20 protein-coding genes are annotated in these 24,476 nt (G+C 72.9%); 11 read left to right on the forward strand and 9 right to left on the reverse strand.

Annotation, left to right across the window (positions count from 1 at the left end):
* Positions 1 to 30: 30 nt before the first annotated feature.
* The gene (locus tag AB0D49_RS06595) at positions 31 to 870 is read left to right on the forward strand and encodes an amidohydrolase family protein (protein WP_362751717.1); all 840 of its coding nucleotides are present in this window, start codon (positions 31 to 33) and stop codon (positions 868 to 870) included.
* Between the two features lie 4 nt (positions 871 to 874).
* Here the strand turns inward: AB0D49_RS06595 and AB0D49_RS06600 are convergent, their stop codons facing one another.
* Positions 875 to 2,284 (reverse strand): lipase maturation factor family protein, encoded by a 1,410-nt coding sequence (locus tag AB0D49_RS06600; protein ID WP_362752128.1) that lies wholly within the window; start codon positions 2,282 to 2,284, stop codon positions 875 to 877.
* A gap of 161 nt (positions 2,285 to 2,445) precedes the next feature.
* On the opposite strand from AB0D49_RS06600, the gene AB0D49_RS06605 reads away from it, so the two are divergent.
* The 3 genes from AB0D49_RS06605 to AB0D49_RS06615 all read left to right on the forward strand — a co-directional run bounded on the left by AB0D49_RS06605 (position 2,446) and on the right by AB0D49_RS06615 (position 6,181).
* Positions 2,446 to 2,886, forward strand: a complete 441-nt coding sequence (locus AB0D49_RS06605; protein WP_362751720.1) for a hypothetical protein — start codon at positions 2,446 to 2,448, stop codon at positions 2,884 to 2,886.
* Positions 2,887 to 2,951: 65 nt separating this feature from the next.
* Complete coding sequence (locus AB0D49_RS06610; RefSeq protein WP_362751722.1) at positions 2,952 to 5,048, forward strand: SpoIIE family protein phosphatase; 2,097 nt, start codon at positions 2,952 to 2,954, stop codon at positions 5,046 to 5,048.
* A gap of 269 nt (positions 5,049 to 5,317) precedes the next feature.
* Complete coding sequence (locus tag AB0D49_RS06615; protein ID WP_362751725.1) at positions 5,318 to 6,181, forward strand: DNA-formamidopyrimidine glycosylase family protein; 864 nt, start codon at positions 5,318 to 5,320, stop codon at positions 6,179 to 6,181.
* Positions 6,182 to 6,372: 191 nt separating this feature from the next.
* On the opposite strand, the gene AB0D49_RS06620 is transcribed toward AB0D49_RS06615, so the two are convergent.
* The 3 genes from AB0D49_RS06620 to AB0D49_RS06630 all read right to left on the reverse strand — a co-directional run bounded on the left by AB0D49_RS06620 (position 6,373) and on the right by AB0D49_RS06630 (position 8,574).
* Positions 6,373 to 7,023 carry a hypothetical protein gene (locus AB0D49_RS06620; RefSeq protein WP_362751728.1) on the reverse strand — a complete coding sequence of 217 codons (651 nt, stop codon included), beginning with the start codon at positions 7,021 to 7,023 and terminating at the stop codon, positions 6,373 to 6,375.
* A 322-nt stretch (positions 7,024 to 7,345) separates the two neighbouring features.
* Positions 7,346 to 7,861 (reverse strand): hypothetical protein, encoded by a 516-nt coding sequence (locus tag AB0D49_RS06625; protein WP_362751731.1) that lies wholly within the window; start codon positions 7,859 to 7,861, stop codon positions 7,346 to 7,348.
* 158 nt (positions 7,862 to 8,019) lie between these two features.
* Positions 8,020 to 8,574, reverse strand: coding sequence for a sigma-70 family RNA polymerase sigma factor (locus AB0D49_RS06630; RefSeq protein ID WP_362751734.1), 555 nt, complete (start codon positions 8,572 to 8,574; stop codon positions 8,020 to 8,022).
* Between the two features lie 182 nt (positions 8,575 to 8,756).
* Here AB0D49_RS06630 and AB0D49_RS06635 point away from each other — a divergent pair, with 182 nt between their 5' ends.
* Positions 8,757 to 9,911, forward strand: coding sequence for a CapA family protein (locus tag AB0D49_RS06635; RefSeq protein ID WP_362751737.1), 1,155 nt, complete (start codon positions 8,757 to 8,759; stop codon positions 9,909 to 9,911).
* Between the two features lie 19 nt (positions 9,912 to 9,930).
* On the opposite strand, the gene AB0D49_RS06640 is transcribed toward AB0D49_RS06635, so the two are convergent.
* Entirely contained in the window at positions 9,931 to 10,437 is a 507-nt protein-coding gene (locus tag AB0D49_RS06640; protein ID WP_362751739.1) for a MarR family transcriptional regulator, read from the reverse strand.
* A 51-nt stretch (positions 10,438 to 10,488) separates the two neighbouring features.
* Positions 10,489 to 10,959: a universal stress protein gene (locus AB0D49_RS06645; protein WP_362751742.1), complete on the reverse strand. Its 471-nt coding sequence runs from the start codon at positions 10,957 to 10,959 to the stop codon at positions 10,489 to 10,491.
* A gap of 231 nt (positions 10,960 to 11,190) precedes the next feature.
* Here AB0D49_RS06645 and lysX point away from each other — a divergent pair, with 231 nt between their 5' ends.
* Entirely contained in the window at positions 11,191 to 14,463 is a 3,273-nt protein-coding gene (lysX, locus tag AB0D49_RS06650; protein ID WP_362751748.1) for a bifunctional lysylphosphatidylglycerol synthetase/lysine--tRNA ligase LysX, read from the forward strand.
* A gap of 260 nt (positions 14,464 to 14,723) precedes the next feature.
* Entirely contained in the window at positions 14,724 to 15,587 is an 864-nt protein-coding gene (locus AB0D49_RS06655) for a polysaccharide deacetylase family protein (RefSeq protein ID WP_362751751.1), read from the forward strand.
* 30 nt (positions 15,588 to 15,617) lie between these two features.
* Here AB0D49_RS06655 and AB0D49_RS06660 read toward each other — a convergent pair whose 3' ends face one another.
* Positions 15,618 to 16,292 (reverse strand): class F sortase, encoded by a 675-nt coding sequence (locus AB0D49_RS06660; protein WP_362751754.1) that lies wholly within the window; start codon positions 16,290 to 16,292, stop codon positions 15,618 to 15,620.
* A gap of 589 nt (positions 16,293 to 16,881) precedes the next feature.
* Between AB0D49_RS06660 and AB0D49_RS06665 the strand changes: the two genes are divergently transcribed.
* Positions 16,882 to 17,346, forward strand: coding sequence for a hypothetical protein (locus AB0D49_RS06665; RefSeq protein ID WP_362752131.1), 465 nt, complete (start codon positions 16,882 to 16,884; stop codon positions 17,344 to 17,346).
* Between the two features lie 117 nt (positions 17,347 to 17,463).
* Here AB0D49_RS06665 and AB0D49_RS06670 read toward each other — a convergent pair whose 3' ends face one another.
* Together AB0D49_RS06670 and AB0D49_RS06675 are read right to left on the reverse strand one after the other, a co-directional pair.
* Positions 17,464 to 18,018, reverse strand: coding sequence for a hypothetical protein (locus tag AB0D49_RS06670; RefSeq protein ID WP_362751757.1), 555 nt, complete (start codon positions 18,016 to 18,018; stop codon positions 17,464 to 17,466).
* Positions 18,019 to 18,241: 223 nt separating this feature from the next.
* The gene (locus tag AB0D49_RS06675) at positions 18,242 to 19,006 is read right to left on the reverse strand and encodes a hypothetical protein (RefSeq protein WP_362751759.1); all 765 of its coding nucleotides are present in this window, start codon (positions 19,004 to 19,006) and stop codon (positions 18,242 to 18,244) included.
* A gap of 1,004 nt (positions 19,007 to 20,010) precedes the next feature.
* Here AB0D49_RS06675 and AB0D49_RS06680 point away from each other — a divergent pair.
* From AB0D49_RS06680 to AB0D49_RS06690, 3 genes are all read left to right on the forward strand, one after another.
* On the forward strand, positions 20,011 to 20,952 hold the full coding sequence (locus tag AB0D49_RS06680) for an SCO0930 family lipoprotein (RefSeq protein ID WP_362751762.1): 942 nt from the start codon (positions 20,011 to 20,013) through the stop codon (positions 20,950 to 20,952).
* A 291-nt stretch (positions 20,953 to 21,243) separates the two neighbouring features.
* Positions 21,244 to 22,056: an SAM-dependent methyltransferase gene (locus AB0D49_RS06685; protein ID WP_362751765.1), complete on the forward strand. Its 813-nt coding sequence runs from the start codon at positions 21,244 to 21,246 to the stop codon at positions 22,054 to 22,056.
* Positions 22,053 to 24,188 (forward strand): EAL domain-containing protein, encoded by a 2,136-nt coding sequence (locus tag AB0D49_RS06690; RefSeq protein ID WP_362751768.1) that lies wholly within the window; start codon positions 22,053 to 22,055, stop codon positions 24,186 to 24,188. Before AB0D49_RS06685 ends, AB0D49_RS06690 begins: the two co-directional genes overlap by 4 nt.
* Positions 24,189 to 24,476: the final 288 nt, after the last annotated feature.

Below are 24,476 nucleotides of genomic sequence, written 5' to 3' on the forward strand. Positions count from 1 at the left end.
CCACGTACGTCCCATCCGCCAGGAGTCGCCATGACCGTCGACGCCCATCACCACCTCTGGGACCTGACGGTCCGTGATCAGGACTGGATCACCGGACCGGCGCTCGCCCCGCTGCGCCGCACCTTCACCGTCGCCGACCTCGCCCCCGAGGCCCGCGCCGCCGGGGTCGACCGCACGGTGCTGGTCCAGACGGTCACCGTCGCCGAGGAGACCCCCGAGCTGCTCGCCCTCGCCGCCCGGCACGAGCTGATCGCCGGGGTCGTCGGCTGGACCGACCTCACCGCGCCCGGCGCCGCCGACGCCCTCGCCGCCCTGCGCGCACTCCCCGGCGGCGACCGCCTCAGGGGCATCCGCCACCAGGTGCAGGGCGAACCCGACCCCGAATGGCTGCTGCGCCCCGACGTCCACCGGGGCCTGTCCGCCGTCGCCGCCGCCGGACTGGTCTACGACCTGCTCGTCGTCCCGCGCCAACTGCCCGCCGCCGTCCGGGCCGCCGCCGCCCACCCCGGCCTCACCTTCGTCCTGGACCACCTCGGCAAACCCCCCGTCGCCGCCGGGGACCTCGAACCCTGGGCGACGGCGGTCCGCGCGCTGGCCGCCCTGCCCCACACCGTGTGCAAGGTGTCCGGCCTGGTCACCGAGGCCGACCTCGCCGCCTGGACGGTCGCGGACCTGCGCCCGTACACCGACACCGTGCTGGACGCCTTCGGCCCGGACCGGCTGATGTTCGGCTCGGACTGGCCGGTCTGCACACTGGCCGCCCCGTACGGCCGGGTGCTGTCGGCGGCGCGGGAGCTGACGGCGGGGCTGAGCGCGGGGGAGCGGGACGCCCTCTTCACGGGCACGGCGACCCGCGTCTACCGCCTATGAGCCGCTACCGCAGCCGGGTCGGCGGCAGATACTCCCGGACGTACGTCCGCTCCCAGCAGGCGCCCGTCTCGCGCAGCTCCCGCCAGGTGGTGAACCGGTAGCGGAAGAGCCGGGCGCGGACATGGCGGGGCGGGGCGTCCGGCGGGAACGGGGAGCGGCGCAGCAGCCGCAGGGTGTCCCGGTCGCCCTCCAGCAGCCGTTCCACCAGCCCCCCGAACCAGTCCCCGGCGTACCCGGGCGACAGCGCCGCGAACCACATCATCCAGTCGAGCCGCAGATGGTACGGGGCGAACTGGCGCGGCCAGCGCCGGGGATCACCGGGCTTGCCCCGGAACTCGTACGCCCGCCAGTCGGCGTCCGGGCCGGGCTCCGGGTCGGCGGTGCCCTCGATCACCACCTCGTACCGCACCCGGCTGACACTGCCGAAGGCGCCGTAGGTGTTGACGAGGTGGAGCGGGTCGAAGGAGCGGTTCATCACCTGGCGGCGGGAGACCATGTTCGCCACCGGACGGTAGCTGAGCGCCAGCAGCAGCGCGGACACCGCGAGGACCAGCACCTCGTACCAGAGCGGCGCCGCCGGGGCGGGCGTGGACGCCGGGCCGGTCGGGAAGCGCAGCGCGGACAGGGCGAGCACGATGGTGATCCAGTTCAGCCAGGAGAAGTTCCCCGACAGGACCAGCCAGAGCTGGGTGAGGATCATCAGCGCGGCGGCGGCCGAGGCGACCGGCTGCGGGGCGAACAGCAGCACCGGGACGACCAGTTGGGTGACATGGTTCGCCGCCGCCTCCACCCGGTGCAGCGGCTTCGGCAGCCGGTGGAAGAACCAGCTCAGCGGGCCGGGCATCGGCTGGGTCTCATGGTGGTGGTAGAGACAGGTCAGATTCCGCCAGCAGGCGTCCCCGCGCAGCTTGATCAGCCCGGCGCCGAACTCCACCCGGAACAGGATCCAGCGCAGCAGGAACAGCACCACGACCGGCGGCCCCACCTCGTCGTTGCCGAGGAACACCGCGAGGAAGCCCACCTCCAGCAGCAGCGACTCCCAGCCGAACGCGTACCAGGTCTGGCCCACGTTCACGATCGACAGGTACATCAGCCAGGGCAGCAGCCACAGCAGCAGTCCCGCCCACAGCGGCACCAGCGCGTCCACGCCCGCCAGCAGCGCCAGCGACACCGCCGCCCCGGACCACGCCCACCCCGCGAAGAACCGGTCGGAGTAGTGCAGGTGGAACACGCTGGGCGCCCGCCGGAACGGCACCCGCGCGGTGAAGGCGGGCACCGGCAGCATCCCGCGCCGCCCGAGCAGCGCGCGGAACTGGAGCGCGGCGGTCAGGAACGCCACGAGATACACGGCGGCCAGCGCCCGCTGGAATACCAGCCGGCTCAGTTCGTACCCGGATGCGGTGAACCAGTCCACGGCCGTGCGCGCCTCCCGTCCCATTCTGCTGCGCCCGCATTCTGCCGTCCGGGCCGCCCCGGGTCCCGTCACCGCACGTGGCCGGTGCTTCCATTTGCGTGACCCGGGCGGGTGAAGCAGACAATGGTGACGAAATACCCCGGAGGAGTCGGGAGGACGCGGTGAGTGACGACATACATGAGGCTGACCACGGAGACCGGACGGGCGGCGACCGCCGCGCACCGAGGAGCGGAGCCCGGCTCGCGGGTGCCCTCTCGGCGACCCTGGCGGCCCTGATGGTCGCCGGATACACGGCGACGGCGGCGGGCGCGGCCGACCCGGAGACCCGGCCGCCCCAGACACCGGTGAGCCGCTCCGACGAGACCTGGGGGGACGAGGAAGAAGTCCAGGACGGGGACGGGGGTGGGGACGGGGGGCTGTGCGAGGCGGGTGACCCCTGGTCGGAGGCCGCCCCGCCGGACGAGGCGTCCCCACCGGACGAGGGCGCACCGGAGGACGGCTCGCCCGACGAGATCGGTCCCGACCGAGTCCCCGAGGTCCCGGACGTCCGGGACGGCGGCGGGCGCATACCGGACGACCCCGACGGTCTGGTGGACGAGTGACCCCCAGGGCCCGACCCCCGCGAGGACGGGTCGAAAAATCGGTTGAATCCTGACAAGGTGGGCGCATGGTTGATCGGGGAGCGAGCGCCCTGTCACTCCCGGACGACTGGCCCGCCCACCCGGAACCGATCCTGGCGCTCAACCGCATGGGCACCTTCGACTGGGACCTGGAGGCCGGGCTCTTCCACATGGACGCACGGGCGCACGAGATCTTCGACCTGCGGCCCGGTGAGTTCGACGGCGATCCCGACTCGCTCGGGGTCCGGGTCCCGCCGAGCGAGGGGCTGCGCCTGGACGCGCTGGTCGCCCAGGCCCTCAAGGACGGCAGCGAGAACTACGGCGCCTACTTCCGTATCCGCCGCCGCGACGGCACCCTGCGCTGGACCCACACCCAGGGCTACATCCGGCGCGACGGCACCGGGGGCCGGCCCAGCCGGATCGTCGGCATCGTCCGGGACGCCACCGACGAACTGCGGGAGCTGTCGGAACACGACGGCAGGGCCCCCGCCCTCCCGGACGATCCGCGCCGCCGCCAGGGCAATGTCGTCCAGGTGACGACCGCCGCCCTGGCCCACGCCCGGACCGTCGAGGACGTCATCGACGTGCTCAAGGACACCCAGGGCGTCACCCATCTGGGCGCGACCAGCCTGGTGATGGGCCTGGTCGAGGCCGGCCGCATCCGGCTGATTGCGGAGGGCCCCGAAGGCAGCTTCGTGCCCGGCACCCGGGTCACCCGGATGGACGAGCCGTACCCGATGAGCGAGGTGGTGCGGACCCTCACCCCGCGGTTCATCGAGTCACCGGAGGAGTTCGCCGAGGGCTATCCGATCCTCTGGCCGCACATCACGGAACTCGACATCACCGCCGCCGCCTATCTCCCGCTGATCGTCCAGGCCCGTCCGATCGGCGCCATGGGACTGCTCTACAGCGACCGCCGGGGCTTCACCCACGAGGAGCGGGACATCCTGGTCGCGCTCGGCAGCAGCATCGCCCAGAGCCTCCAGCGGGCGATGTTCTACGAGCAGGAGAAGGACATCGCCGAGGGCCTCCAGCAGGCCATGCTGCCGCGCACCATCCCCAGCGTGCCCGGCGCCGATGTCGCCGTGCGCTACCGGGCCGCCGCCATCGGGGGCGCCAAGGGCCGGGACATCGGCGGCGACTGGTACGACCTGATCCCGCTGCCGGGCGGCCGGGTCGGCGCGGTCATCGGTGATGTCCAGGGCCATGACACCCACGCAGCCGCCGTCATGGGCCAGCTCCGGATCGTGCTGCGCGCCTACGCCGCCGAGGGGCACAATCCGGCCACCGTGATGGCCCGTGCCTCCGTCTTCCTGCACGAGCTGGACACCGACCGCTTCGCGACCTGTCTGTACGCGGAGGCGGACCTCGCCACCGGGGTGGTCCAGGTGGTCCGCGCCGGACATATCGACCCCCTGCTGCGTGCCTCCGACGGCAGCTGCCGCCGGGTCCCCGTCGAGGGCGGGCTGCCGCTCGGGCTGTCGGCGGAGTTCGGGCGTCTTGAGTACCCGGTCGGGACGATAGAGCTGGACCCCGGGCACACCCTGCTGCTGTGCACCGACGGACTGGTCGAGCAGCCCGGCACCGATCTCGACGACGGGATGCAGATCCTCACCGGACTGATCGCGGCCGGTCCGCACGATGTGCGCGCGCTGGCCGATCTGCTGATCGACGAGGCCGACGAGCGCGGCGGCGACGACGATGTGGCGCTGCTGGTGCTGCGCCGCCGGGGGCTGGACGCCCCGCAGTCCGGCGGACGGCTCCAGCAGCATGTGGCGCCGGGCGACCCGGAGGCGCTCGCCGAGGCCCGCCATCTGATCCGGGCGGCCGTGCGCGCCTGGGGCGCGGGGGACCGGGCCGACGAGGTCGAACTGGTCGCCGACGAGCTGATGACCAACGCCCTGATGCACACCGAGGGCGCCGCGATCGTCACCCTGCGGGTGCTCGGCGGCGCCGAACGGCGGCTGCGCGTCGAGGTGGAGGACACCTCCAGCGCCCTGCCCCGGCGCCGCGAGGCCGGGACGTCCGGGGTCTCCGGGCGCGGACTGATGCTGGTGGACCTGCTCGCCGATGTGTGGGGGGTGGAGGCGCGGGGCGGCGGGAAGTGCGTGTGGTGCGAGTTCGGGGTGCCGCTGCGGCGCTGACGGTCCCGCTGCGGGGGGTGCGCGGTGACGCGGGTGGCACTGACGGTCCCCTTGCGGAGGGTGCGCGGGTGGCGGGGGTGGCACTGACGGTCCCGCTGCGGAGGGTGCGCGGGTGGCGGGGGTGGCACTGACGGTCCCGCTGCGGAGGGTGCGCGGGTGACGCGGGTGGCACTGACGGTCCCGCTGCGGAGGGTGCGCGGGTGACGCGGCCGGCACTGACGGTCCCGCTGCGGAGGGTGCTCGGGTGGCCCGGGTGGCACTCTGGACGTATGCCGGAGCTACCCGAGGTAGAGGCGCTGAAGGACTTCCTGACCGGACATCTGGTCGGCCATGAGATCGTCCGCGTCCTGCCGGTCGCCATCAGCGTCCTGAAGACGTACGACCCGCCGCCGACCGCGCTGGAGGGCCGCGAGGTCGTCGCCGTGCGGCGGCACGGCAAGTTCCTGGACCTGGCGACCGACGGCGGGCCCCGGCTGATCACCCATCTGGCCCGCGCGGGCTGGCTGCACTGGCGCGACCGGCTGCCCGACGGCCCGCCCAAGCCCGGCAAGGGCCCCCTCGCCCTGCGGGTCGCCCTGGAGACCGGCGAGGGCTTCGACCTCACCGAGGCCGGGACCCAGAAGCGCCTCGCGGTGTACGTCGTCCACGATCCGCAGGAGGTTCCCGGTATCGCCCGGCTCGGCCCCGATCCGCTGGCCGACGACTTCGACGAGGTCCGGCTCGCCGCGCTGCTGGGGGACGAGCGGCGCCAGCTCAAGGGCGCCCTGCGCGACCAGAGCCTGATCGCCGGGGTCGGCAACGCGTACAGCGACGAGATCCTGCACGCCGCGAAGATGTCCCCCTTCAAGCTGGCCGCCTCCCTCACCCCGGAGGAGACCACCCGGCTGTACACCGCCCTGCGGTCGACCCTGACCGAGGCGGTCGAGCGCTCCCGGGGGGTGGCGGCGGGGCGGCTCAAGGCGGAGAAGAAGAGCGGGCTGCGGGTGCACGGCCGCGCGGGGAAGCCCTGTCCGGTGTGCGGGGACACCATCCGCGAGGTGTCGTTCAGCGACTCCTCGCTCCAGTACTGCCCCACCTGCCAGACCGGCGGCAAACCGCTGGCCGACCGCCGGATGTCCCGGTTGCTCAAGTAGCCCTGGCCGGTGCCTGGTTGCCGTCGCCCGCGCCTGGCCGTGTGGGCGCCTCGCTGCCTGGCCGCCGGGTCGTCGGGTCCGGCGCCCGGTCGTCCCGTCCGTCGCCCGGTGTCAGGCGGCGCCCGCCTCATGCGGCCGGTGTCAGGGCGGCCCCGCCCCATCCGCCGCCCGGTGTCAGCGCGCGCGCCGTCTCAGCCGCCCGGCAGCGTCACCAGGGTCTCGCCGTCCGCCGAGCGCACCTCGTAGCGCAGCACCTCGTCGGGGTGCAGGGCCGCGCCGCCCCGCATGGTGTTGGGCCGGGCGTCGTGCCGGGGAGTGGTCCAGTTGGTCACCGTCTCCTCGGTGCCGTCCCGGCCGACGGCGACCAGACGGCACGGGCGCGGGCCCGCCGCGTCCTTGACCCTCAGCTCCACCTCGCTGCCCCACGGCTCGTCCTCGGCGGTGACCTGTGCCCAGACCCCGGAGCGCGGGTCGGTCGCCTCGACCGTCAGCTTCTGCTCCCCGCCGCCCGCCAGCACCGCGAGCGCGGGTCCGGCCACCGCGAACACCACGGAGGCGGCCACCGCGTACAGCATCCGGCGGCGTCCGGCCCGGCGGCGGGCGGTGACCTCGGCGAGCAGCCGGTCCAGCATCCGGGGGCCGGGTCCGGCCAGCGGGTGCACGGTCCGCGGGGTGGCCCGGCGGTAGAGCATCAACTGCCGTGACACCGGCCCGAACTCGGTGACATGGGCCGTGCACATGGGGCATTCCATGAGGTGGTCCTCGAAGCGGAAGGCGTCCGCCTCGTTCAGCACGCCGAGCGCGTAGGCGGCGACGTCGCGATGCCGTTCCAGGGACCTCATGCGAATCCTCGTGCCGTCGGGTGCGGGTGGGGGTCACGCGTTGCTCCCCCACCGATACGCACCGCACCGCCGAATCACTCAAGTCACAGACGGAATCGTGAACCCCGGGATTCGGAGCGGTGGCGTGCCCGGATGGGTGGGGTCGGCACCCGATCCGGAAACGGCCGGATACCGACGCCCCACGGACCACTCCCACCGCCAGCCGCTCGGAGCGCCGCTCGGAGCGCCGCCCGGAACAGCCGCTCGGAGCAGCCGTCCAGAACGGCCGTCCAGAACGGCCGTCCAGAACGGCCGTCCAGAACGGCCCCTCGGACCCCGCCGCTCAGAACAGATGGATCGCGAGATGCCCCAGCGGCAGCCCCAGCTGCCACGCCGGGGTCCACACCTTGGGCCCCTCGTCCTCACCGCCCGGTGCCGCCCCGCCGGGCACGGCGTTCAGGTCGGGGGCGAGCAGCTCGGTCTCCTGGAGCCAGCGCCAGGCCGCCGCCGCCAGCTCCAGATCCACCGAGGGGCGCCCGGACGCGGCCGTCTCGGCGGCCACCTGGTCCATCCGCTCGCGCACCCAGTCCTGCCAGGGCTGGTCGTACGCGGTCAGCGACAGCCAGGTCTCCAACTGGGTGACCACCCGGATGCCGGAGAGTTCGCCGTCGGTGTCCGACAGGAAGACGGTCAGCGCGAGCGCGTCCCGCCCGGCCCGGAACTCGAACGAGGTCGGCGGCATGAGGTCGCCGGTCCGCAGCAGTTCGTCGGCGATGTACTCGGCGTACAACCAGGCCATGGGGACGGTGAGTTCTCCGCCGTCGGTGCCGTCGGTGCTCTGATGACCTCTGTGCTGCATCCCTTCCTGCCTTCCTCCGGTGCGTGCGCGTGGCCCACGGTCGGCCGGGCCCGGTCGGGCGGCCGGCCCCCCGATCCGGAACACGGATAGGGACAGCGGATTACTCAACCGGGGTACTCAGCAAGGCGCTTTACGAAGGTTTGACCCGGCAGTCGGTTTCAATGCAGGTCAGTCGCATATCCCGGAAGCACCCGACGCAGGGCGCGCAGCGCGTAGTACGCGCGGGACTTCACGGTACCGGCCGGGATGCCGAGGGTCGCGGCGGCCTCCGCCACACTCGCCCCCTGGAAGTACACCAGCACCAGGACTTCACGGTGCTCGGGCGTGAGTGTCTTCACAGCCTTGCGGACATCGAGCGCGGCGGTCGACCGCTCGGCGTGGTCGGCGCTCACCCGGGCGTTCTCCAGGATCGCGTCGCCCACCTCCGGCGGCCGGGCCTGCCGGGCTCGCCGGGCGTCTATGGCGAGCCGCCGGCCCACCGTCAGCAGCCAGGGCCGAATGGAGTCGAAGGCGTCCGTGCGCAGCGCCTCGGGGTGCTGCCAGGCGCGGACCAGGGTCTCCTGGACGAGATCCTCGGCCCGCTGCCGGTCGCCGTCGCAGAGCCTCAGCAGCAGCGCGAAGAGGGGCCGGCCGTGCTCGCGCTGCACCTGGGCGAGTTCGTGCTCGGCGGTCGTCCCGGGTGTCCCGTGCATCAGGGTGGTTGCGGCCGTCATGCCGGTATGGCACCGCAGCCGTCCCGATCCGCCCAGAGGAGGCACGCGGTCCTGCGGCGGACGGTCGAACCGGTCGGCGAACGGTACGACGAACGGTTAACGGACCCGGTGGGGCCGTTTGGAAGGGTGGCCACTTTCGTACCTATTCATATGAAAATATGCCCACACTGAGGTGGCCCGAGATGATCGCACGCAGTCGGCAGGTGGCCCTCGCCCTGACGGTGGTACTCGCCGCCGGTGCCGCATGCCAGGCCCAGCAACGGGAACCGGGCGACCGGTCCGGACAGCCGGCGCCGTCCGCCGCCCCCCGCGGCTTCACCCTGGTCGCCTCCGGCGACGTCCTCCCGCACGAGTCGGTGATCGCCCGCGCCCGGTACGACGCGGGCGACGGCGGCTATGACTTCGCCCCCATGTTCGCCGGTGTCCGCCCGGTCGCCGAACGCGCCGACCTGGCCCTGTGTCACATGGAGACGGTCTACGGCGAGGACGGCGACTACACCGGCTACCCCAGCTTCAAGTCCCCGCCCGAGGTCGCCGCCGGAGTGGCCCGCACCGGCTACGACGGCTGCTCCACCGCCTCCAACCACAGCCTCGACGACGGCGCCGAAGGCATCACCCGCACCCTGGACGCCATGGACCGCGCGGGCCTGCGCCACTCCGGCACCGCCCGCACGAAGACGGAGGCCGCCACCGTCACGCTCTACGACGCGGGCTCCGCCAAGGTCGCCCACCTCGCCTACACCTACGGCACCAACGGCATCCCGCTCCCGCCCGACCAGCCCTGGGCGGTCGCCCTCACCGACCCGGCCAGGGTCGTCGCCGACGCCCGCGCCGCCCGCCGGGCCGGTGCCGACGTGGTCGTGGTCTCCCTGCACTGGGGCACCGAATGGCAGGACGACCCGGACGAGGAGCAGATCACCCTCGCCGACCGGCTCACCGCCTCCCGCACCAAGGGCCGCCCCGACATCGATCTGATCCTGGGCACCCACGCCCATGTCCCGCAGGCGTACCAGAAGGTCAACGGCACCTGGGTGATCTACGGCATGGGCGACCAGGTCGCGGGCGAGATGTTCAACCCGGACGGCGCCTTCGACCCGCGCGGCAACCAGTCCACGCTGGGCCGCTTCACCTTCGCCCCACCGGCCCGCCAGGGCACCCGCTGGCAGGTCACCAAGGCCGAGTTCATCCCCCAGATGTACGACATCGACGCCGGACGGGTGGTCGAACTCAACCGGGCCCTGGAACAGGGCGCGGACCTCGTCTCGGTCCGGGACGGCATCCGGGACGTGGTCCTCAGCCGGGGCGCGGACCAGGACGGGCTGGTGATGGGGAAGTAGAGGGTGGGTAGCCGGTTGCCTAGGGGACGTCTACGTCCCGGAACGCGCCGAGCATCTCGCCCAGCACCCGGACACATGCCCGTACCTCGGCATCGGTCAGTCCGCCGCCGACCTCCCGGAGCAGCGCGTGCTCCCGGGCCAGCGCGGCGGCGATCACGGTCCGGCCGCCGTCGGTCAGCCGGATCAGCGAGGACCGGCGGTGCGCCGGGTTCGGTACGGCCTCCACCAGGCCCCGCCCGGCCGCCTCGTTGACCATCCGCTGTACGAACTGCCGGCTGATCGCCTGTGCCCGGCCCATCTGCGGCACGGTCAGCGGACCGTGCCGGTACAGCAGATCGAGCACCGCCCGCACCCCGACCGACAGCCCCTCGACCGGCTCGGACTGCTCCACCTTGCGCTGCACCCGCCGGTACAGCGGCCCGACGAGGTCGAAGACCTCACGCAGCCGCGCACCGAGTTCGTCCGGCGGGAGGGGAGTTCCGTGCTGACTGGGGGCAGAGGCGTCAGGGGCGTCGCTCGGCTTCACCCGGCCATCATGACACCCGGGTTGCCGAACCCACTGAGCCCGCCCCGACGCCTACGGAACCACCGTCACCGGCCAGCGTCCCGCCTTCACCAGCCGGATCGCCACCGACCCCACGATCCGGTGGCCCGCCTGCTCGGACGCCCCCACCACCACCGCGTCGGCCTTCAGTTCGTCCGCCGCCCGCACCAGACCGCTGTACGCGTCCCCGCGGAACGTGTGGAACTCCCACCGCACATCGAATATCCCGCGCATCCGTTCGGTCGCCTCCCGGATCTGCGCCACCAGGTCCTCCGCGATCTCCCCGGTGGTGTCGGCGACCGGCGCCCCCAGCGCCGTCCCCGCCGCGATCATCGGCTGCACGTACACCACGGCCAGCAGCGCGCCCTGGCGGCGGGCGAGCCCAGCGGCGTACGCGGCGGCCCGCAGCGAGGAGTCGGAGCCGTCCACACCGACGACGATCACCTTCGGCCCGTCGGTGCCCCGCTCGAACCGTTCGAACCGTCTGGATTCCTGTTCGGTCACGCCCCGAGGCTATCGGAAGCCCCCACTCCGGCCCCCCGCCCGGCCCCTGCTCCGGCCTCCTCCCGGCCCCCGGCCCGGCCCCTGCTCCGGCCCCTGCTCCGGCCCCCACTCCGGCCCCCGGCCCGGCCCCGCTCCGCCCCCCCTCCCGGCCCCCGGCCCCGCCCCCGCCGAGCACGCCCCCCGCCCCCCGCCGACGGGCGCGCCGGGCCCGCGCTTTCTAGAGTCGGGAGCATGAGCACCACCCCGGACGCCGTCAGGTCCCCGACCCCACCGGACGGTGCCACCCGGCCACCCGGCCGCGGTGCCCGCGGCAAGGTCCCCGAGGGCTTCGCCACCTTCTTCGGCGCGCTCGGTCTGCTCTGCGCCCTGCTCGCGCTGATCCCCCCGCTGCGGACCGCGCTGCGCCCCGTCGTCCATGTCCTGGACGCGGTGATCGTCCCGGTCAGCGCCAACCTCGCGTACGCCGTCTTCCTCTTCCTGCTCGCCGCCGCCACCGCCGCCCGCAAGAAGGTCGCCTGGTGGCTGGTCGTGGTCTACCTCGGGCTGCTGGTGCTGATCGACGCGCTCGGGGTGGCGCTCGGTCTGTACGCCGACTCCCTGGCGTCGCTGATCGTCTGCGGTCTCGCCCTGACCTTGCTGATCGTGGCCCGCGACGAGTTCTACGCCGCCTCCCGGCGCGGCGCGGTGTGGCGGGCGCTCGCCGTGCTGGCCGCCGGGCTCGCCGTGGCGATCCTGGCCGGCTGGGGCCTGGTGGAGCTGTTCCCCGGCGGTCTCCCGGAGAGCCAGCGGCTGGCCTGGGCCGCCGACCGGGTGTGCGGCGGACTGGTCGCCGGGACCGCCTTCGACGGCCATCCGCCCCATCAGCTGGCCTTCCTGCTCGGCCTCTTCGGCGCGCTCGCCCTGCTGAACGCCGCCGCCGCGCTGTTCCGCTCCCAGCGGCTGGAGGCCGCCCTGCACGGCGACGAGGAGGACCGCATCCGCGCCCTGCTCGCCCGCTACGGCGGTCAGGACTCCCTCGGCTACTTCGCCACCCGGCGCGACAAGGCCGTCGTCTTCTCGCCCAGCGGCAAGGCGGCCGTCACCTACCGGGTGGAGACCGGTGTCTGTCTGGCCAGCGGCGACCCGGTCGGCGACCGGGAGGCATGGCCGCCCGCCATCGCCGCCTGGCTGGACCTGGCCCGGCGGCACGCCTGGGCGCCCGCCGTGATGGGCGCCTCCGAGGACGGGGCCAAGGCGTTCGCCCGCGCCGGGCTCGGCGCCCTCCAACTCGGTGACGAGGCGATCCTCCACACCGCCGCCTTCGATCTGGACGGCCGGGACATGCGGGCCACCCGGCAGGCCGTGCGCCGGGTCCGCCGTACCGGTGTCACCAGCCGTATCCGGCGCCACCGCGACCTCGGCGAGGAGGAGATGCGCGAGGTCGTCGACAAGGCCGACGCCTGGCGCGACACCGAGTCCGAGCGCGGCTTCTCCATGGCTCTGGACCGGCTCGGCGACCCCGCCGACGGCGACTGTCTGCTCGCCGAGGCGCTCGGCCCGGACGGCAGGCCGCTGGCGCTGCTGTCCTTCGTGCCCTGGGGCCGTGACGGGGTCTCCCTGGACCTGATGCGCCGGGACCGCGGCGCGCCCAACGGGGTCATGGAGTTCATGGTGGCCGAGGTGTGCGCCGCCGCCCCCGCGCTGGGCGTCCGCCGGATCTCCCTCAACTTCGCCGTGTTCCGCTCGGTGTTCGAGGAGGGCGGCCGGATCGGCGCCGGACCCGTGCTGCGGCTCTGGCGGCGCCTGCTGCTGTTCTTCTCGCGCTGGTGGCAGCTGGAGGCCCTGTACCGCTCCAACGCCAAGTACCGGCCCGAGTGGTACCCGCGCTTCATCTGCTGGGGCGAGGCCGCCTCCCTCGCCCGGATCGGCCTGGCCTCCGGCATCGCCGAGGGCTTCGTCCCCGTACTCTCGCTGCGGCGGCTCCGCGGCGAGGTCCGCCCCCGGGCCGCCGTCCGGCCCGCGGCACCCGCCCTCCCACCGCCCGCTCCCGGCGCCCCGGACGACGGCACCGCGCCCGCCGACCCCCTCGCCGCCCTCCCCGAACAGGTCCGGCTGCGCCACCGCAAGCTGGCGCGGCTGCGCGCCGACGGCATCGACCCCTACCCGGTCGGCGTCCCGCCCCGCACCCACGCCCTCGCGGAACTGCCCGCCGACGGCGAGGTCACCGTCGCCGGGCGGGTCATGCGCGTCCGGGACTTCGGCGGCATCCTCTTCCTCACCCTGCGCGATTGGTCGGGCGACGGTCAGCTGGCCCTCACCCGCGACGGCGCCCCGGCCGCCCTCACCGCGTTCCGCGCGGACACCGACACCGGCGACCAGATCACCGCCACCGGCCGGGCGGGCGTCAGCGACCACGGCGAACCCACCGTCTTCGTCACCTCCTGGCAGCTCACCGGGAAGTGCCTGCGCCCGCTGCCCGACAAGCGCCGCGGGCTGACCGACCCGGAGGCCCGGGTCCGGATGCGCTCCCTCGACCTCGTGGCGAGCCCCGCCGCCCGCGCGATGCTGGTCACCCGCTCCACCGCCGTCCGGGCACTACGCCGCACCCTGCTGGACCGGGGCTTCCTGGAGGTCGAGACCCCGATGCTCCAGCAGATCCACGGCGGCGCCAACGCCCGCCCCTTCACCACCCACAGCAACGCCTACGACCTGGACCTGTATCTCCGCATCGCCCCCGAGCTGTACCTCAAACGGCTCTGCGTCGGCGGTCTGGAGAAGGTCTTCGAACTCGGCCGCACCTTCCGCAACGAGGGCGTCTCCCCGAAGCACAACCCCGAGTTCACCATGCTGGAGGTCTACCAGGCGTACGCCGACTACGACGTGATGCTCGACCTCGCCCGCGACCTCGTCCAGTCCGCCGCCGTCGCCGCCCTCGGCCGCCCGGTCGTCCACCGGGACGGCACGGAGCACGACATCTCCGGCCCCTGGCCGGTCAGAACGGTCTACGGCGCGCTCTCCGAGGCCCTCGGCGAGGAGATCACCCCGGACACCGGCCTGCCCGCCCTGCGCCGCCTCTGCGACCACGCGGACGTCCCGTACACCACCGACGGTGGCCATGGCGAGATCGTCCTGGAGATGTACGAACGGCTGGTCGAGGCCCGCACCCTGCTGCCCACCTTCTACAAGGACTTCCCGACCGACGTCTCCCCGCTGACCCGGCAGCACCGCACCGACCCGCGCCTGGCCGAACGCTGGGACCTGGTCGCCTTCGGCACGGAACTCGGCACGGCCTACTCCGAACTCACCGACCCGGTCGAACAGCGCCGCCGCCTGACCGCCCAGTCCCTGCGCGCCGCGGGCGGCGACCCCGAGGCCATGGAACTGGACGAGGACTTCCTGGACGCCCTGGAGTACGCCATGCCCCCCACCGGCGGCCTGGGCCTAGGAGTAGACCGCCTGATCATGTTCCTAACAGCCCACCCCATCAGAGAAACCCTCCCTTTCCCTTTCACCCGCCACCACTAGCCAGCCCCCCCATCAGGGCCCCGCCAGGGGCCTTTCAGGGGCGCGGGGAACTGCGCGACCAGCCACGACGCTCCCGCACACATGGGACGACCGCCACCACCCTCCCCCCTCCAGGGGCGCGGGGAACTGCGCGACCAGCCACAACGAACCCGCACAGACACCCCCACCGCCACCACCCCGCTGCGCCGCCCGGGTACAAAACACCCCCCACCCCGGTGTCGCTGCAAAGCACCCGCCCCCTCCTGGGCGACCCATGACATATGACGAAGGAGACGAAGGACCACTTCCTCACCCGCCGCCGCACCCTGATCACCGGCCTCGCCGCGCTCGGCGCGGCCGGAACGGCGGGCCTGTTCTCCCTGCGCTCCACCGACACCCCCACCACCCCCACCACTCCCGCCACCTCCGCGCTGGGCGCACCCGGCCCTCAGGCCCGCCTTCCGCAGAAACCGTCCGCCTACCGCCTCCAGCCGATCACCGGCCACACCGCCCCGCGCCCCGCCCGCGCCCGCCCCCCGGTCCGCACCGAACCCCTGCTGAGCATGGACGACATGGGCCACACCATGGTGCTGACCTTCGACGACGGACCGGACCCCCGCTACACCCCCGACATCCTCGACACCCTCGCCGCCTACGACGTCCCCGCGATGTTCTTCGTCTGCGGCGAGATGGCCGCGGAGAACCGGGGACTGCTGGAGCGGATGGCGGACGCCGGTCATGTCATCGGCAACCACACCTGGTCGCATCCGCTCCTCACCCGGCTGGACCGGGCCGCGATCCGCGCCGAGATGGAGAGCACCTGCGAGGTGGTGGAGAAGGCGGTCGGCGAGTGGCCGCGCTGGTTCCGCGCCCCCTACGGCGCCTGGAACCGGGCCGCGTTCCAGCTCGGCGCGGAGTTCGGCATGGAGCCGCTGGCCTGGACCGTCGACACCCTCGACTGGATGGAGCCCGGTACCCGCACCATCGTCGACCGGGTCCACGAGGGCGCCGGACCCGGGGTCGTGGTGCTCTCCCACGACGCCGGCGGCGACCGCTCGCAGAGCGTGCGCGCGCTGCGCGACTACCTCCCCCAGCTGCTCGACGCGGGCTACCACCTGACCGTGCCCCGCCGCCGCCCCGTCTGACCCCGCAGGGTCCCGTCCGGTCGGGGTCCCTCAGCGGACCTCGGCCAGGCGGGCGAAGACGACGACATTCCCGTCGTAGCCGTTCTGCTGGGAAAAGCCGCCGCCGCAGGTGATGACCCGGAGTTCGGCACCGCCCTTCGCGGCGTACACCCGGTCGCCGGGGAAATTGTTCTTCTCGAAGACCTCGATGCCGTAGATCTCGAACACGGCGGTCTTTCCGTCCTTGCGGGTCACCTCGACGTGATTTCCCTGCTTCAGCGCGCCGAGGCCGTAGAAGACGGCGGGGCCGCGGCTGTTGTCGACATGCCCGACGACCACCGCCGTGCCCTTCTCGCCGGGGGAGACCGCCCCGGTGAACCAGCCCGCGAGATTCGGGTCCTCCGGCGGCGGCGCGTCGACCCAGCCGGCCGCGTCCAGCCCCACCGGCATCATCGGCGCGTCCACCTGAATCCCCGGAATCCGCACCCGGTCCGGAATCGCGTACGGCAGCGGCGAGACCTGTCGGCCGAAGGTGGTGCCGGGCGTCGGCGACTGCGTGCCGGCCGCGGCGGACGCGGGCTGCGGCGGACCCTCGTCGAATTCCCCCGAGCCGTTGCGGAGGAGCGCGAGACCGGTCAGCAGCACCAGCGCTATCACACCCCACGGTGCGCGCTTCTTGCGCCGCTCCTCCTCTTCCGCCAGCTCGGCCAGCTCGGCAGCAGACATTCGACATCCCCTCTCGACGCGGCCGTCGCCACGTCAGTCGCGCATGGGAAAACGCTAAATGCAGGGGCGCGAACCGGCGCGGGGACAGATGCGAACGGGTGGCCGCCGCGCTTTCCCGGTGCGCCATCCGAGTCGGCGCCGACAGGATTTTTCTGACGGTCCGTGACCTGCGGCAATATCCGATTGCGTGGAATTCCCCCGGCGTGTTGCCTCACCAGGACGGACCATCGCCGAAATGCGCGGGTGAGCAGGGCATCTGAGGGTCTTTCTGGGAGGTGCTTTCTCGCTCAAAGACCGGGAACGGATTCCCGGGGCGCCTTCCGCGGAGGAGCATATGCGTACTGCCAGAACCCTGGCGGCCTCGGTCGCCGCGGTCGCCGTCGTGGGGCTCGCCGCCCCCGCGGCCGTCGCCTGGGAGAACCCGGGCCAAGGGGACAGTTCAGGGCTGGAGGACCGGGGCGGACTCGGCGACCAGGGCGACGCCTTCGGCGAGCGGGGTGACGCGCTCGGCGACCGCGGCGACTCCCTGTCCGACCGGGGCGACTCGCTGTCCGACCGGGGCGACTCGCTGTCCGACCGGGGCGATGTCCTGTCGGACCGGGGCGACCTCACCGACCGAGGCGGTCTCGGGGACCGGCCCGGTCAGGGCGCCGCCCCCCGCAACATCGTCGCCATGCCCGGAGTCATCGCCCGCGGCGGTCAGCTGACCATCACGGTCGACGGCTGCCGCAACGGCGGCACCGCGTCCTCGCATGCCTTCCGTATGACCACCCTCAACCCGGTCCGCGGCGCCCACGACACCTCACGGGCGCACGCCACCGTGCACCGCGACGCCCGGCCCGGCCGGTACGACATCCGGGTCAACTGCGACGGCCGCACGCTGACCCGGCCCGCCGCCTTCACCGTCATCGGCGGTGTGCGCGGCGGTGTCGGCGGTGCCACCACCAGCGGGGCCACCCCGACCGACATGGCCATCGGCGGCGGCCTGGTCGGCGCGGCGCTGCTGGGCGGCGGCGTGTTCTGGATGCGGCGGCGCGCCGAGCGGCGCTACTGACCCCGGGCGGCGGCCCCGTCCGCTTCCCCCGGCGAGAGACCCGCACGCGCACAGGGCTTCGCCCCGGACCCCCGAGGGGAATCCGGGGCGAAGCCCTGTGCGCGTGGCCCGGCGGGATCAGCCGCCCTGCTCGCCGGAGCGCCGCCGCGCGAGGTGGTACGCGACCCCGACCGACCCCGCGATCAGCGCGGCCCCGAGGCCGATCTCCTTGAGGTCGAACCCGCCGACGCTGCCGCCCTCACCGGCGTGCACCCCGCGCTGCGGGTACCCGTCGTCGGAGTCCCAGGACGAGTCCCGCGAGGAGTCCCAGGACGAGTCCCGGTCGGACTCACGGCCCTCGGCGATGGCGAGTTCGGCCCGCTCACGGATGTTCCCGCAGTGGAACGTCACTTCGTACACGGCCCCTTTTCTGACCTCCCGGTCGACGGTGGCCGTCGCGGTGCCCCGGCCCCGTTCGATGGTCACATCGTCGAAGACGCCCGAGGAGACATGGACCGTGCGCTCGCAGCCCTCGGCGCGCAGGGTCACCCGGCCGCCCGCGGCGATGGTCTGGGGGGCCACCGACACCCGCAGACGGGACTCCTCCTCGCCGCGCGCCTGCGCGACGGGAGCGGTGAGGCTGAGGGCACCGACCGCCAGCAGGGCGGCCGAGCCGACGCGTATCGCGCGCATGGTGAATCCTCCGGGTCCCCGAGGAGCAGCCGCGGACCTGTTCCGCGGGCGCCAGAAATGCACCTCGATGACCGAAACGCTAGGAAGATCCGTACAGGCGCGCGAACGCTGTCGGGCGAATGGGGCACGACTGTGGGCCGCTGGAGCGACGGCGTTCGTACGGTCGGGCGACGGGCCCGGCGTGGCGGCCGTCCGCCGCGCCGGACCCCGGGGCGAGCCCCCGTCAGCCGCCCGCGCCCGGGAAGAGGTTGAGGAACGGGTCGACCGACGCCGTCACCCCCCGGCTGTAGGGCGAGTCGAAGTCCCAGATCAGGAAGAGCAGGAACGCGATCAGCGCGGAGAACAGCCCGGCGAGCACCAGCTCTCTCAGCGTGCGCCGGATCTGGAGCGCCAGCACCATGCCGACGGTGATCACGGCCCCGCCGATCAGCCCGAACCACACCACCCCCGGCATGGTGGCGCCCAGTGAGTCCGCCCGGGAGTTGCGCGCCTGGTCGGCGGCGGTCACCTGGTCGAGCAGCGGCTGATACGCCTGGGCCTCGAAGTCGTCACGCGGCTCGTAGTCGGTGACATCGGTGCGGATACGTTCCATCAGCTCCGTACCACGCTCGGTGATCTTCCCCTGGTCGGACATCGCCTTCCACTCGACGGTGACCACGTGTCCGACATAGGTGTTGACATCGTCCCGGATACGGTCACGCACCTCCGCCGGATAGACCCGGACCCGCTGCGAGATCTCGTTCAGCGCCTGTGCCTCGGCCTGGACGTGGTCCTGCGCGACGCTGCGCCCCTCCCACACCCCGGCGATGGCCAGGCCCAGCACGATGGCGTACACGACACCGATCCACATCGTCATGTACTCGATGACATCGGGCGTCTCGGACGGGTCCTCGTCGTCGGACGCGGCGCGACTGCGGACCAGCGTGATGACGACCACCACGGAACACGCGGCCAGCATCGCGAGCGTGAGAACAAGCCATTCGGGCAAGACAAGCCTCCAGTATCAGCGCGGTCGCAGCGCGGCAACGGCGATCACTGCGGGTGCGGTGATGAGCAGGACGAAGGTGACCGGCGACGTACCGCCGTGGGTGACCCGCTGATGATTCGCGGGCCGGTACGGCGGATAACTCACCGGCGCCGCCGACGGCGACGGGGTCGGAGTCGGGGTCGGGGTCGAGATCGGTGACGGTGTGGGACTCGGGCGGGGTGCCGGTGGGGGCGGCGGAGGCGGTGGCGGTGGCGGTGGGGGCGGCGGAGGTGGTGCGGGCGCCGGTTCCGGGGGCGGTGGGGGAGGCGGAGGCGGCTGCGGGGTCGGGGTGGGCTTCGGCGGCGTGGGTTTCGGCGAAGGCGTAGGTGTCGGGGTAGGCGTCGGCGTCGGGGTAGGCGTGGGCGTGGGCGTAGGTGTCGGGGTCGGTGTGGGCGTCGGCGTCGGTTTCGGCGGACACGGGGGCGGTGGCGGCGGAGGCGGCGGGCACGTCGGCGGTATCGGCCAGGTCAGTCCGCCGCCCGTGGCGACCGCGACCGCCACCGCACCCGTGCCACTGCCGACGACCGCCACCGCGCCCGTGCCGCCGCCCGCGACGGCCACCGCGCCGGAGCCGCCGGGGCCGGTCGAGGCCCCTGCGCAGCTCGTCGCGGCGGCCGTCCCCGCGGGCGCTCCGGCCAGCGCCCATGTCAGTGACAGCACGGCCAGCGCCCTCGGGGCGACGGCGGATCGGGTCCGTTCGGGTCCATGCACGACGCGAATCATGACGCCCGCGCCGGACGGCACGCCCGGGTACGGAGGGATTGGCCCGAAAGAGGGATTCCCAGGCCGTGAGGTTTGCGGGCCCATGGCGCCGTCCGGGGAACGCTCCCGCCCCAGCCGCCCCGTTCCACCGGGTGCGGAAAGAAATCCGCACCGGGCTTGAACACCGGTCCACCGCCCCGCGTACCCCTGGTCGTGCGGCGCAGAACGGCGCCGAGCACCGTGGTGATGATGGGGAGTTGACGATGAACACCTGGCGGACCGCCTCTCTCGTGGCAAGCGCCGCGGCCGTGCTGGCGCTGACCACGGCGTGCGGTCAGGACAACGGCGGCCAGTCGGCCAGCCAGAACGTGGGAGCCACGGCCCCCGCGCCGGGATACGCCACGCCGGGCGCCGGTACCGACGCCCAGGCGGGTGGGCAGGCGGGCCAGCAGGCCGCCGCCCCCAACACCCCCGCAGGACAACTCACGGTCGCCGCGAACGCGGAACTCGGCAGCATCCTCACCGACGCCGACGGCCGGACCCTCTACCGCTTCGACCAGGACACCGCGGAGCCGCCCAAGACCAACTGCGACGGCGACTGCGCCACCGCCTGGCCGCCGGTCCCGGCGAACGACGCCAGCGCGGGCGACGGCGTCGACGCCGAACTCCTCGGGGAGATCACCCGCCCCGACGGCACCAAGCAGCTCACCGTCGGCGGCTGGCCCGCCTACCGCTTCGCCAAGGACGCCAAGGCGGGGGACATCGAGGGCCAGGGCGTCAACGGCACCTGGTTCGCGCTGGCCGCCGACGGCAAGAAGGCCGAACTGGCCGCTCTGCCCGGCCTGTCCACCCGCGAGGACGCCAAGCTCGGTGAACACGTCGTCGACAAGAACGGCATGACCGTCTACCGCTTCATGAAGGACGAGGCATGGCCCGAGCCGGTCTCGGCCTGCACCGGCGAGTGCCTGGCGAAGTGGCCGGTGGTCGCGCCCGTCGCCAACGACGACACCGAGGGCGTCCAGAAGAAGGGCCTGATGAGCTTCACCCGCCCCGACGGCACCAAGCAGCAGACGGTCAACTGCTGGCCCATCTACACCTTCGCCGGTGACAAGGCCCCGGGCGACACCAAGGGCCAGGGCGTGGGCGGCACCTGGTACGCGGTGGCCCCCGACGGAAAGCCGATCGGCGCCCCCGACAAGGAGTAGCGGCCCTTCCCCCGGCTTCCGGGCAGTCCATCACTCCGTGTTCCGAGGAACACTCCGCGGAGTGATGGACTGCTTCGTTGTGTACGCCTATGCCTAGCACCGAAGCGCACTGAGCGAATTCCCTCCGATACTTTCCGATACTTTTCGTGAGACAACGGCACCGCACCGATACGGCACGTGCCAACGGCAGTGACCGGGAACGGATGGTCAATTTCCGTTTCGGCTCGCTCCTTTGGCGGGCGATCAGTAGCCTCAGCTCGAACACCGGATCGCCAACGCCTGGAGAGATACATGGAACGTCCCCCCTGGGCACCACGGAGCATCGACATCTCGGTGCCGAGCGTTTCGCGTATCTACGACTACTACCTGGGCGGTTCGCACAACTTCGAGGTCGACCGGGAGGCGGCCCGCAAGGCGATGGAGTTCATGCCGGGACTTCCGAAGATCATGCAGGCGAACCGCGCGTTCATGCGCCGGGCGGTCCGGTACGCCGTCGCCGAGGGGGTCACCCAGTTCCTCGACATCGGCTCCGGCATTCCCACGTTCGGCAATGTCCACGAGGTCGCCCAGGACGCCTGTCCCGGCGCCCGGGTGATCTATGTCGACCACGATCCGGTGGCCGTCGCGCACAGCCAGCAGGTGCTGGCCGGCCATGCCGAGGCGGACGTGGTCGCCGCCGATCTGCGCAAGCCGCAGGAGATTCTGCGCAGCCCCCAGGTGGAGCGGCTGCTCGACCTGGACCGTCCGGTGGCCCTGATGCTCGTCGCGATCCTGCACTTCGTGGAGGACGCCGACGACCCCGGCGCGGTGGTGGCCGAGCTGCGTGACGCGCTCGCGCCCGGCAGCATGCTGGTGCTCACCCATGCCTCGTACGAGGGAATCCCCGTGCCGCCGGAGCGGGCCGGTGGTGTGGTCGACGTATACAAGGACATTCGCAACCCGCTGATCATGCGCTCGCGCGACGAGATCGCGCGGTTCTTCGAGGGGTACGACATGGTGGAACCCGGACTGGTGCCGACGGCCTCCTGGCGCCCGGACACCGCACCGGAGGACGAGGATCCCTACGCGTTCTCCGGATTCGCCGGCGTGGGACGTACGGCGTGAGCGCGGAGCCGGACGGGCCGGAGGACCGTCTGCGGCGGTTCGCGACGATCTGGAGCCGGGCCGTCTTCCCGGTGTCGCCGACCTCGCTGACCCGCCCCGAGTTCGAGGACCAACTGCTGCCGCTCGCCCGCCGGATGAGCGAGGCGCTGCGCGCCCGGAGCTACGACGCCGCCGAAGGCCGCGCCCTCGGTGCGGCGCTGGTCGACGCGCATTGCACCGACCCCGAGGCGCTCAGCCGCACCCTCGACTGCGTCGACGCGTATCTCGTCCTCTACTGCGGCGACGACGGCCCCCAGGACGATCTGCGGGCCCGCTCCTCCCGTATCCAGCACGCCATGGCCGCCGGGTTCGCCCAGGCGCTGCGCGCCCGCACCCTCGCCGAGCAGGAGTCCATCGCCCAGGCCGCGCTGCGCGCCCAGGGCGTGGTCGCCCAGGCGCTGCACGCCAGCGAGGCCCGGTTCCGCGCGGTGTTCGAGGGCGCCGCCATAGGGATCGGCATCGCCGACCTCGACGGCAATGTCCTGGAGACCAACGCGGCGCTGCTGCGGATGTTCGGCGGCGGCGAGCACACCGTACGCAGTCGCAACGTCCGCGACTGGACCCATGTCGACGACGCCCCCCAGATGTGGCGGCTCTACGACGAACTCGTCCGCGGCGAACGCGAGCACTACCACGTCGAGAAGGCGTTCTACCGGCCCGACGGAACGGTCCTGTGGACCAACCTCACCGTCTCCCTCCTGCGTGACGCCGACGGCGCCCCGCAGTACCAGCTGGCCCTGATGGAGGACACCACCGAGCGGCGGCTGCTCAACCTGCGGCTGCGCTACGAGGCCACCCACGACGCGCTCACCGGACTGCCCAACCGCACCCTGTTCTTCGAGCGCCTGGAGAAGGCGATGGGCGCCGGTCCTGGCCAGCGCTTCGGACTGTGCTACCTGGACCTCGACGGCTTCAAGACCATCAACGACAGCCTCGGCCACGCGGCCGGTGACCGGCTGCTGGTGGAGATCGCCGACCGGCTCCAGTCCTGCGCCACCGCGCCCGGCGAGATGGTGGCCCGGCTCGGCGGCGACGAGTTCGTGGCGCTCACCACCGGCCCGCACACCCAGCGCGAAGTCGACGAACTCGCCGGGCGCATCATGAACGCGCTGCTCGCCCCGGTCCGTATCGAGGGCCGTGAACTGACCGTGCGCGGCTCCATCGGCATCGTCGAGGGCCCCGCCGGGGAGCGCAGCGCGGCGGAGGTGCTGCGCAGCGCCGACATCACGATGTACCGGGCGAAGAACGCGGGCGGCAACCGGTTCGAGCTGGCCGACCCGGAGGCCGACGCCCGCGCGATCACCCGGCACGGGCTGACCAACTCGCTGCCCGCCGCGCTGGAACGCGGTGAGTTCTTCATCGAGTACCAGCCGCTGGTGCATCTCGGGGACGGCAGTGTGCGCGGCGCCGAGGCGCTGGTGCGGTGGCTGCACCCGCAGCACGGCGTCCTCGGCCCCGACCGGTTCATCCCGCTCGCCGAGCACACCGGGCTGATCGTCCCGCTGGGGCGCTGGGTGCTGGAGCAGTCGGTCCGCCAGGCGCACGAGTGGCGGCAGCGGCACGGCGCGGACACGCCCCTGCGGATCAACGTCAACCTGTCCCCGTGCCAGCTGACCCATCCCGGGCTGGTGCAGGACACGGTGGACATCCTGGAGTCGACGGGGGTCGCGCCGGACGCGCTCTGCCTGGAGGTCACCGAGTCCGCGCTGATCGGCGCGGACGACGATCTCCTCAAGCCGCTGCGGCGGCTCGCCGAGATGGGGGTCGACATCGCGCTGGACGACTTCGGCACGGGGTACTCCAACCTGGCCAATCTGCGGCGGCTGCCGGTGAGTGTGCTGAAGCTGGACCGGTCCTTCACCCAGAGCATGCAGCAGTTCCCGGCGGACCCGGTGGATCTGAAGATCGTCGAGGGGATCGTCTCGCTGGCCCACAGCCTGGACCTCGCGGTCACGGTGGAGGGCGTCGAGACGGGCGCGCAGGCGGAGCAGTTGCGGATACTGGGCTGCGACACGGCGCAGGGCTGGTATTACGCGAGACCCGGCCCTCCCGACCGGCTCCATGACTTGGCGTTGGTCGACGCGACCGGGTGAGGGGCGGGGTGGTGACGGTGTGACGCCGGGTGCGGGTGCTCTGTGGCCGGTCGCGCAGTTCCTCCCCCAGAGGGGGTACCCCCAGCGCCCCTAAGAACCTCGGGGTCGCCGTGCCTTTCAGGTGCGCCGGGGTGCCTGGGAAGGGGCGGGCGGGTCGTATGCTTTTAGGGGCGCGGGGAACTGCGCGAGCAACCCCCCACCACCCGCACCCGGCATCGCACAGCAACCCGGCAGACGCCATCCGGCACCCGGCATCGCACAGCAACCCGGCAGACGCACCCCGCCGAA

Source organism: Streptomyces sp. NPDC048290 (assembly GCF_040652095.1).
Lineage (GTDB): Bacteria > Actinomycetota > Actinomycetes > Streptomycetales > Streptomycetaceae > Streptomyces.

What these genes read in the sequence shown, in the direction of transcription:
- AB0D49_RS06660 (WP_362751754.1), bottom strand. Translation starts at nt 16,292, where the DNA reads ATGTCTGCTGCCGAGCTGGCCGAGCTGGCGGAAGAGGAGGAGCGGCGC.
- AB0D49_RS06655 (WP_362751751.1), top strand. Translation starts at nt 14,724, where the DNA reads ATGACGAAGGAGACGAAGGACCACTTCCTCACCCGCCGCCGCACCCTG.
- AB0D49_RS06625 (WP_362751731.1), bottom strand. Translation starts at nt 7,861, where the DNA reads ATGCAGCACAGAGGTCATCAGAGCACCGACGGCACCGACGGCGGAGAA.
- AB0D49_RS06610 (WP_362751722.1), top strand. Translation starts at nt 2,952, where the DNA reads ATGGTTGATCGGGGAGCGAGCGCCCTGTCACTCCCGGACGACTGGCCC.
- AB0D49_RS06635 (WP_362751737.1), top strand. Translation starts at nt 8,757, where the DNA reads ATGATCGCACGCAGTCGGCAGGTGGCCCTCGCCCTGACGGTGGTACTC.
- AB0D49_RS06680 (WP_362751762.1), top strand. Translation starts at nt 20,011, where the DNA reads ATGAACACCTGGCGGACCGCCTCTCTCGTGGCAAGCGCCGCGGCCGTG.
- AB0D49_RS06630 (WP_362751734.1), bottom strand. Translation starts at nt 8,574, where the DNA reads ATGACGGCCGCAACCACCCTGATGCACGGGACACCCGGGACGACCGCC.
- AB0D49_RS06595 (WP_362751717.1), top strand. Translation starts at nt 31, where the DNA reads ATGACCGTCGACGCCCATCACCACCTCTGGGACCTGACGGTCCGTGAT.
- AB0D49_RS06685 (WP_362751765.1), top strand. Translation starts at nt 21,244, where the DNA reads ATGGAACGTCCCCCCTGGGCACCACGGAGCATCGACATCTCGGTGCCG.
- AB0D49_RS06620 (WP_362751728.1), bottom strand. Translation starts at nt 7,023, where the DNA reads ATGAGGTCCCTGGAACGGCATCGCGACGTCGCCGCCTACGCGCTCGGC.
- lysX (WP_362751748.1), top strand. Translation starts at nt 11,191, where the DNA reads ATGAGCACCACCCCGGACGCCGTCAGGTCCCCGACCCCACCGGACGGT.
- AB0D49_RS06615 (WP_362751725.1), top strand. Translation starts at nt 5,318, where the DNA reads ATGCCGGAGCTACCCGAGGTAGAGGCGCTGAAGGACTTCCTGACCGGA.
- AB0D49_RS06670 (WP_362751757.1), bottom strand. Translation starts at nt 18,018, where the DNA reads ATGCGCGCGATACGCGTCGGCTCGGCCGCCCTGCTGGCGGTCGGTGCC.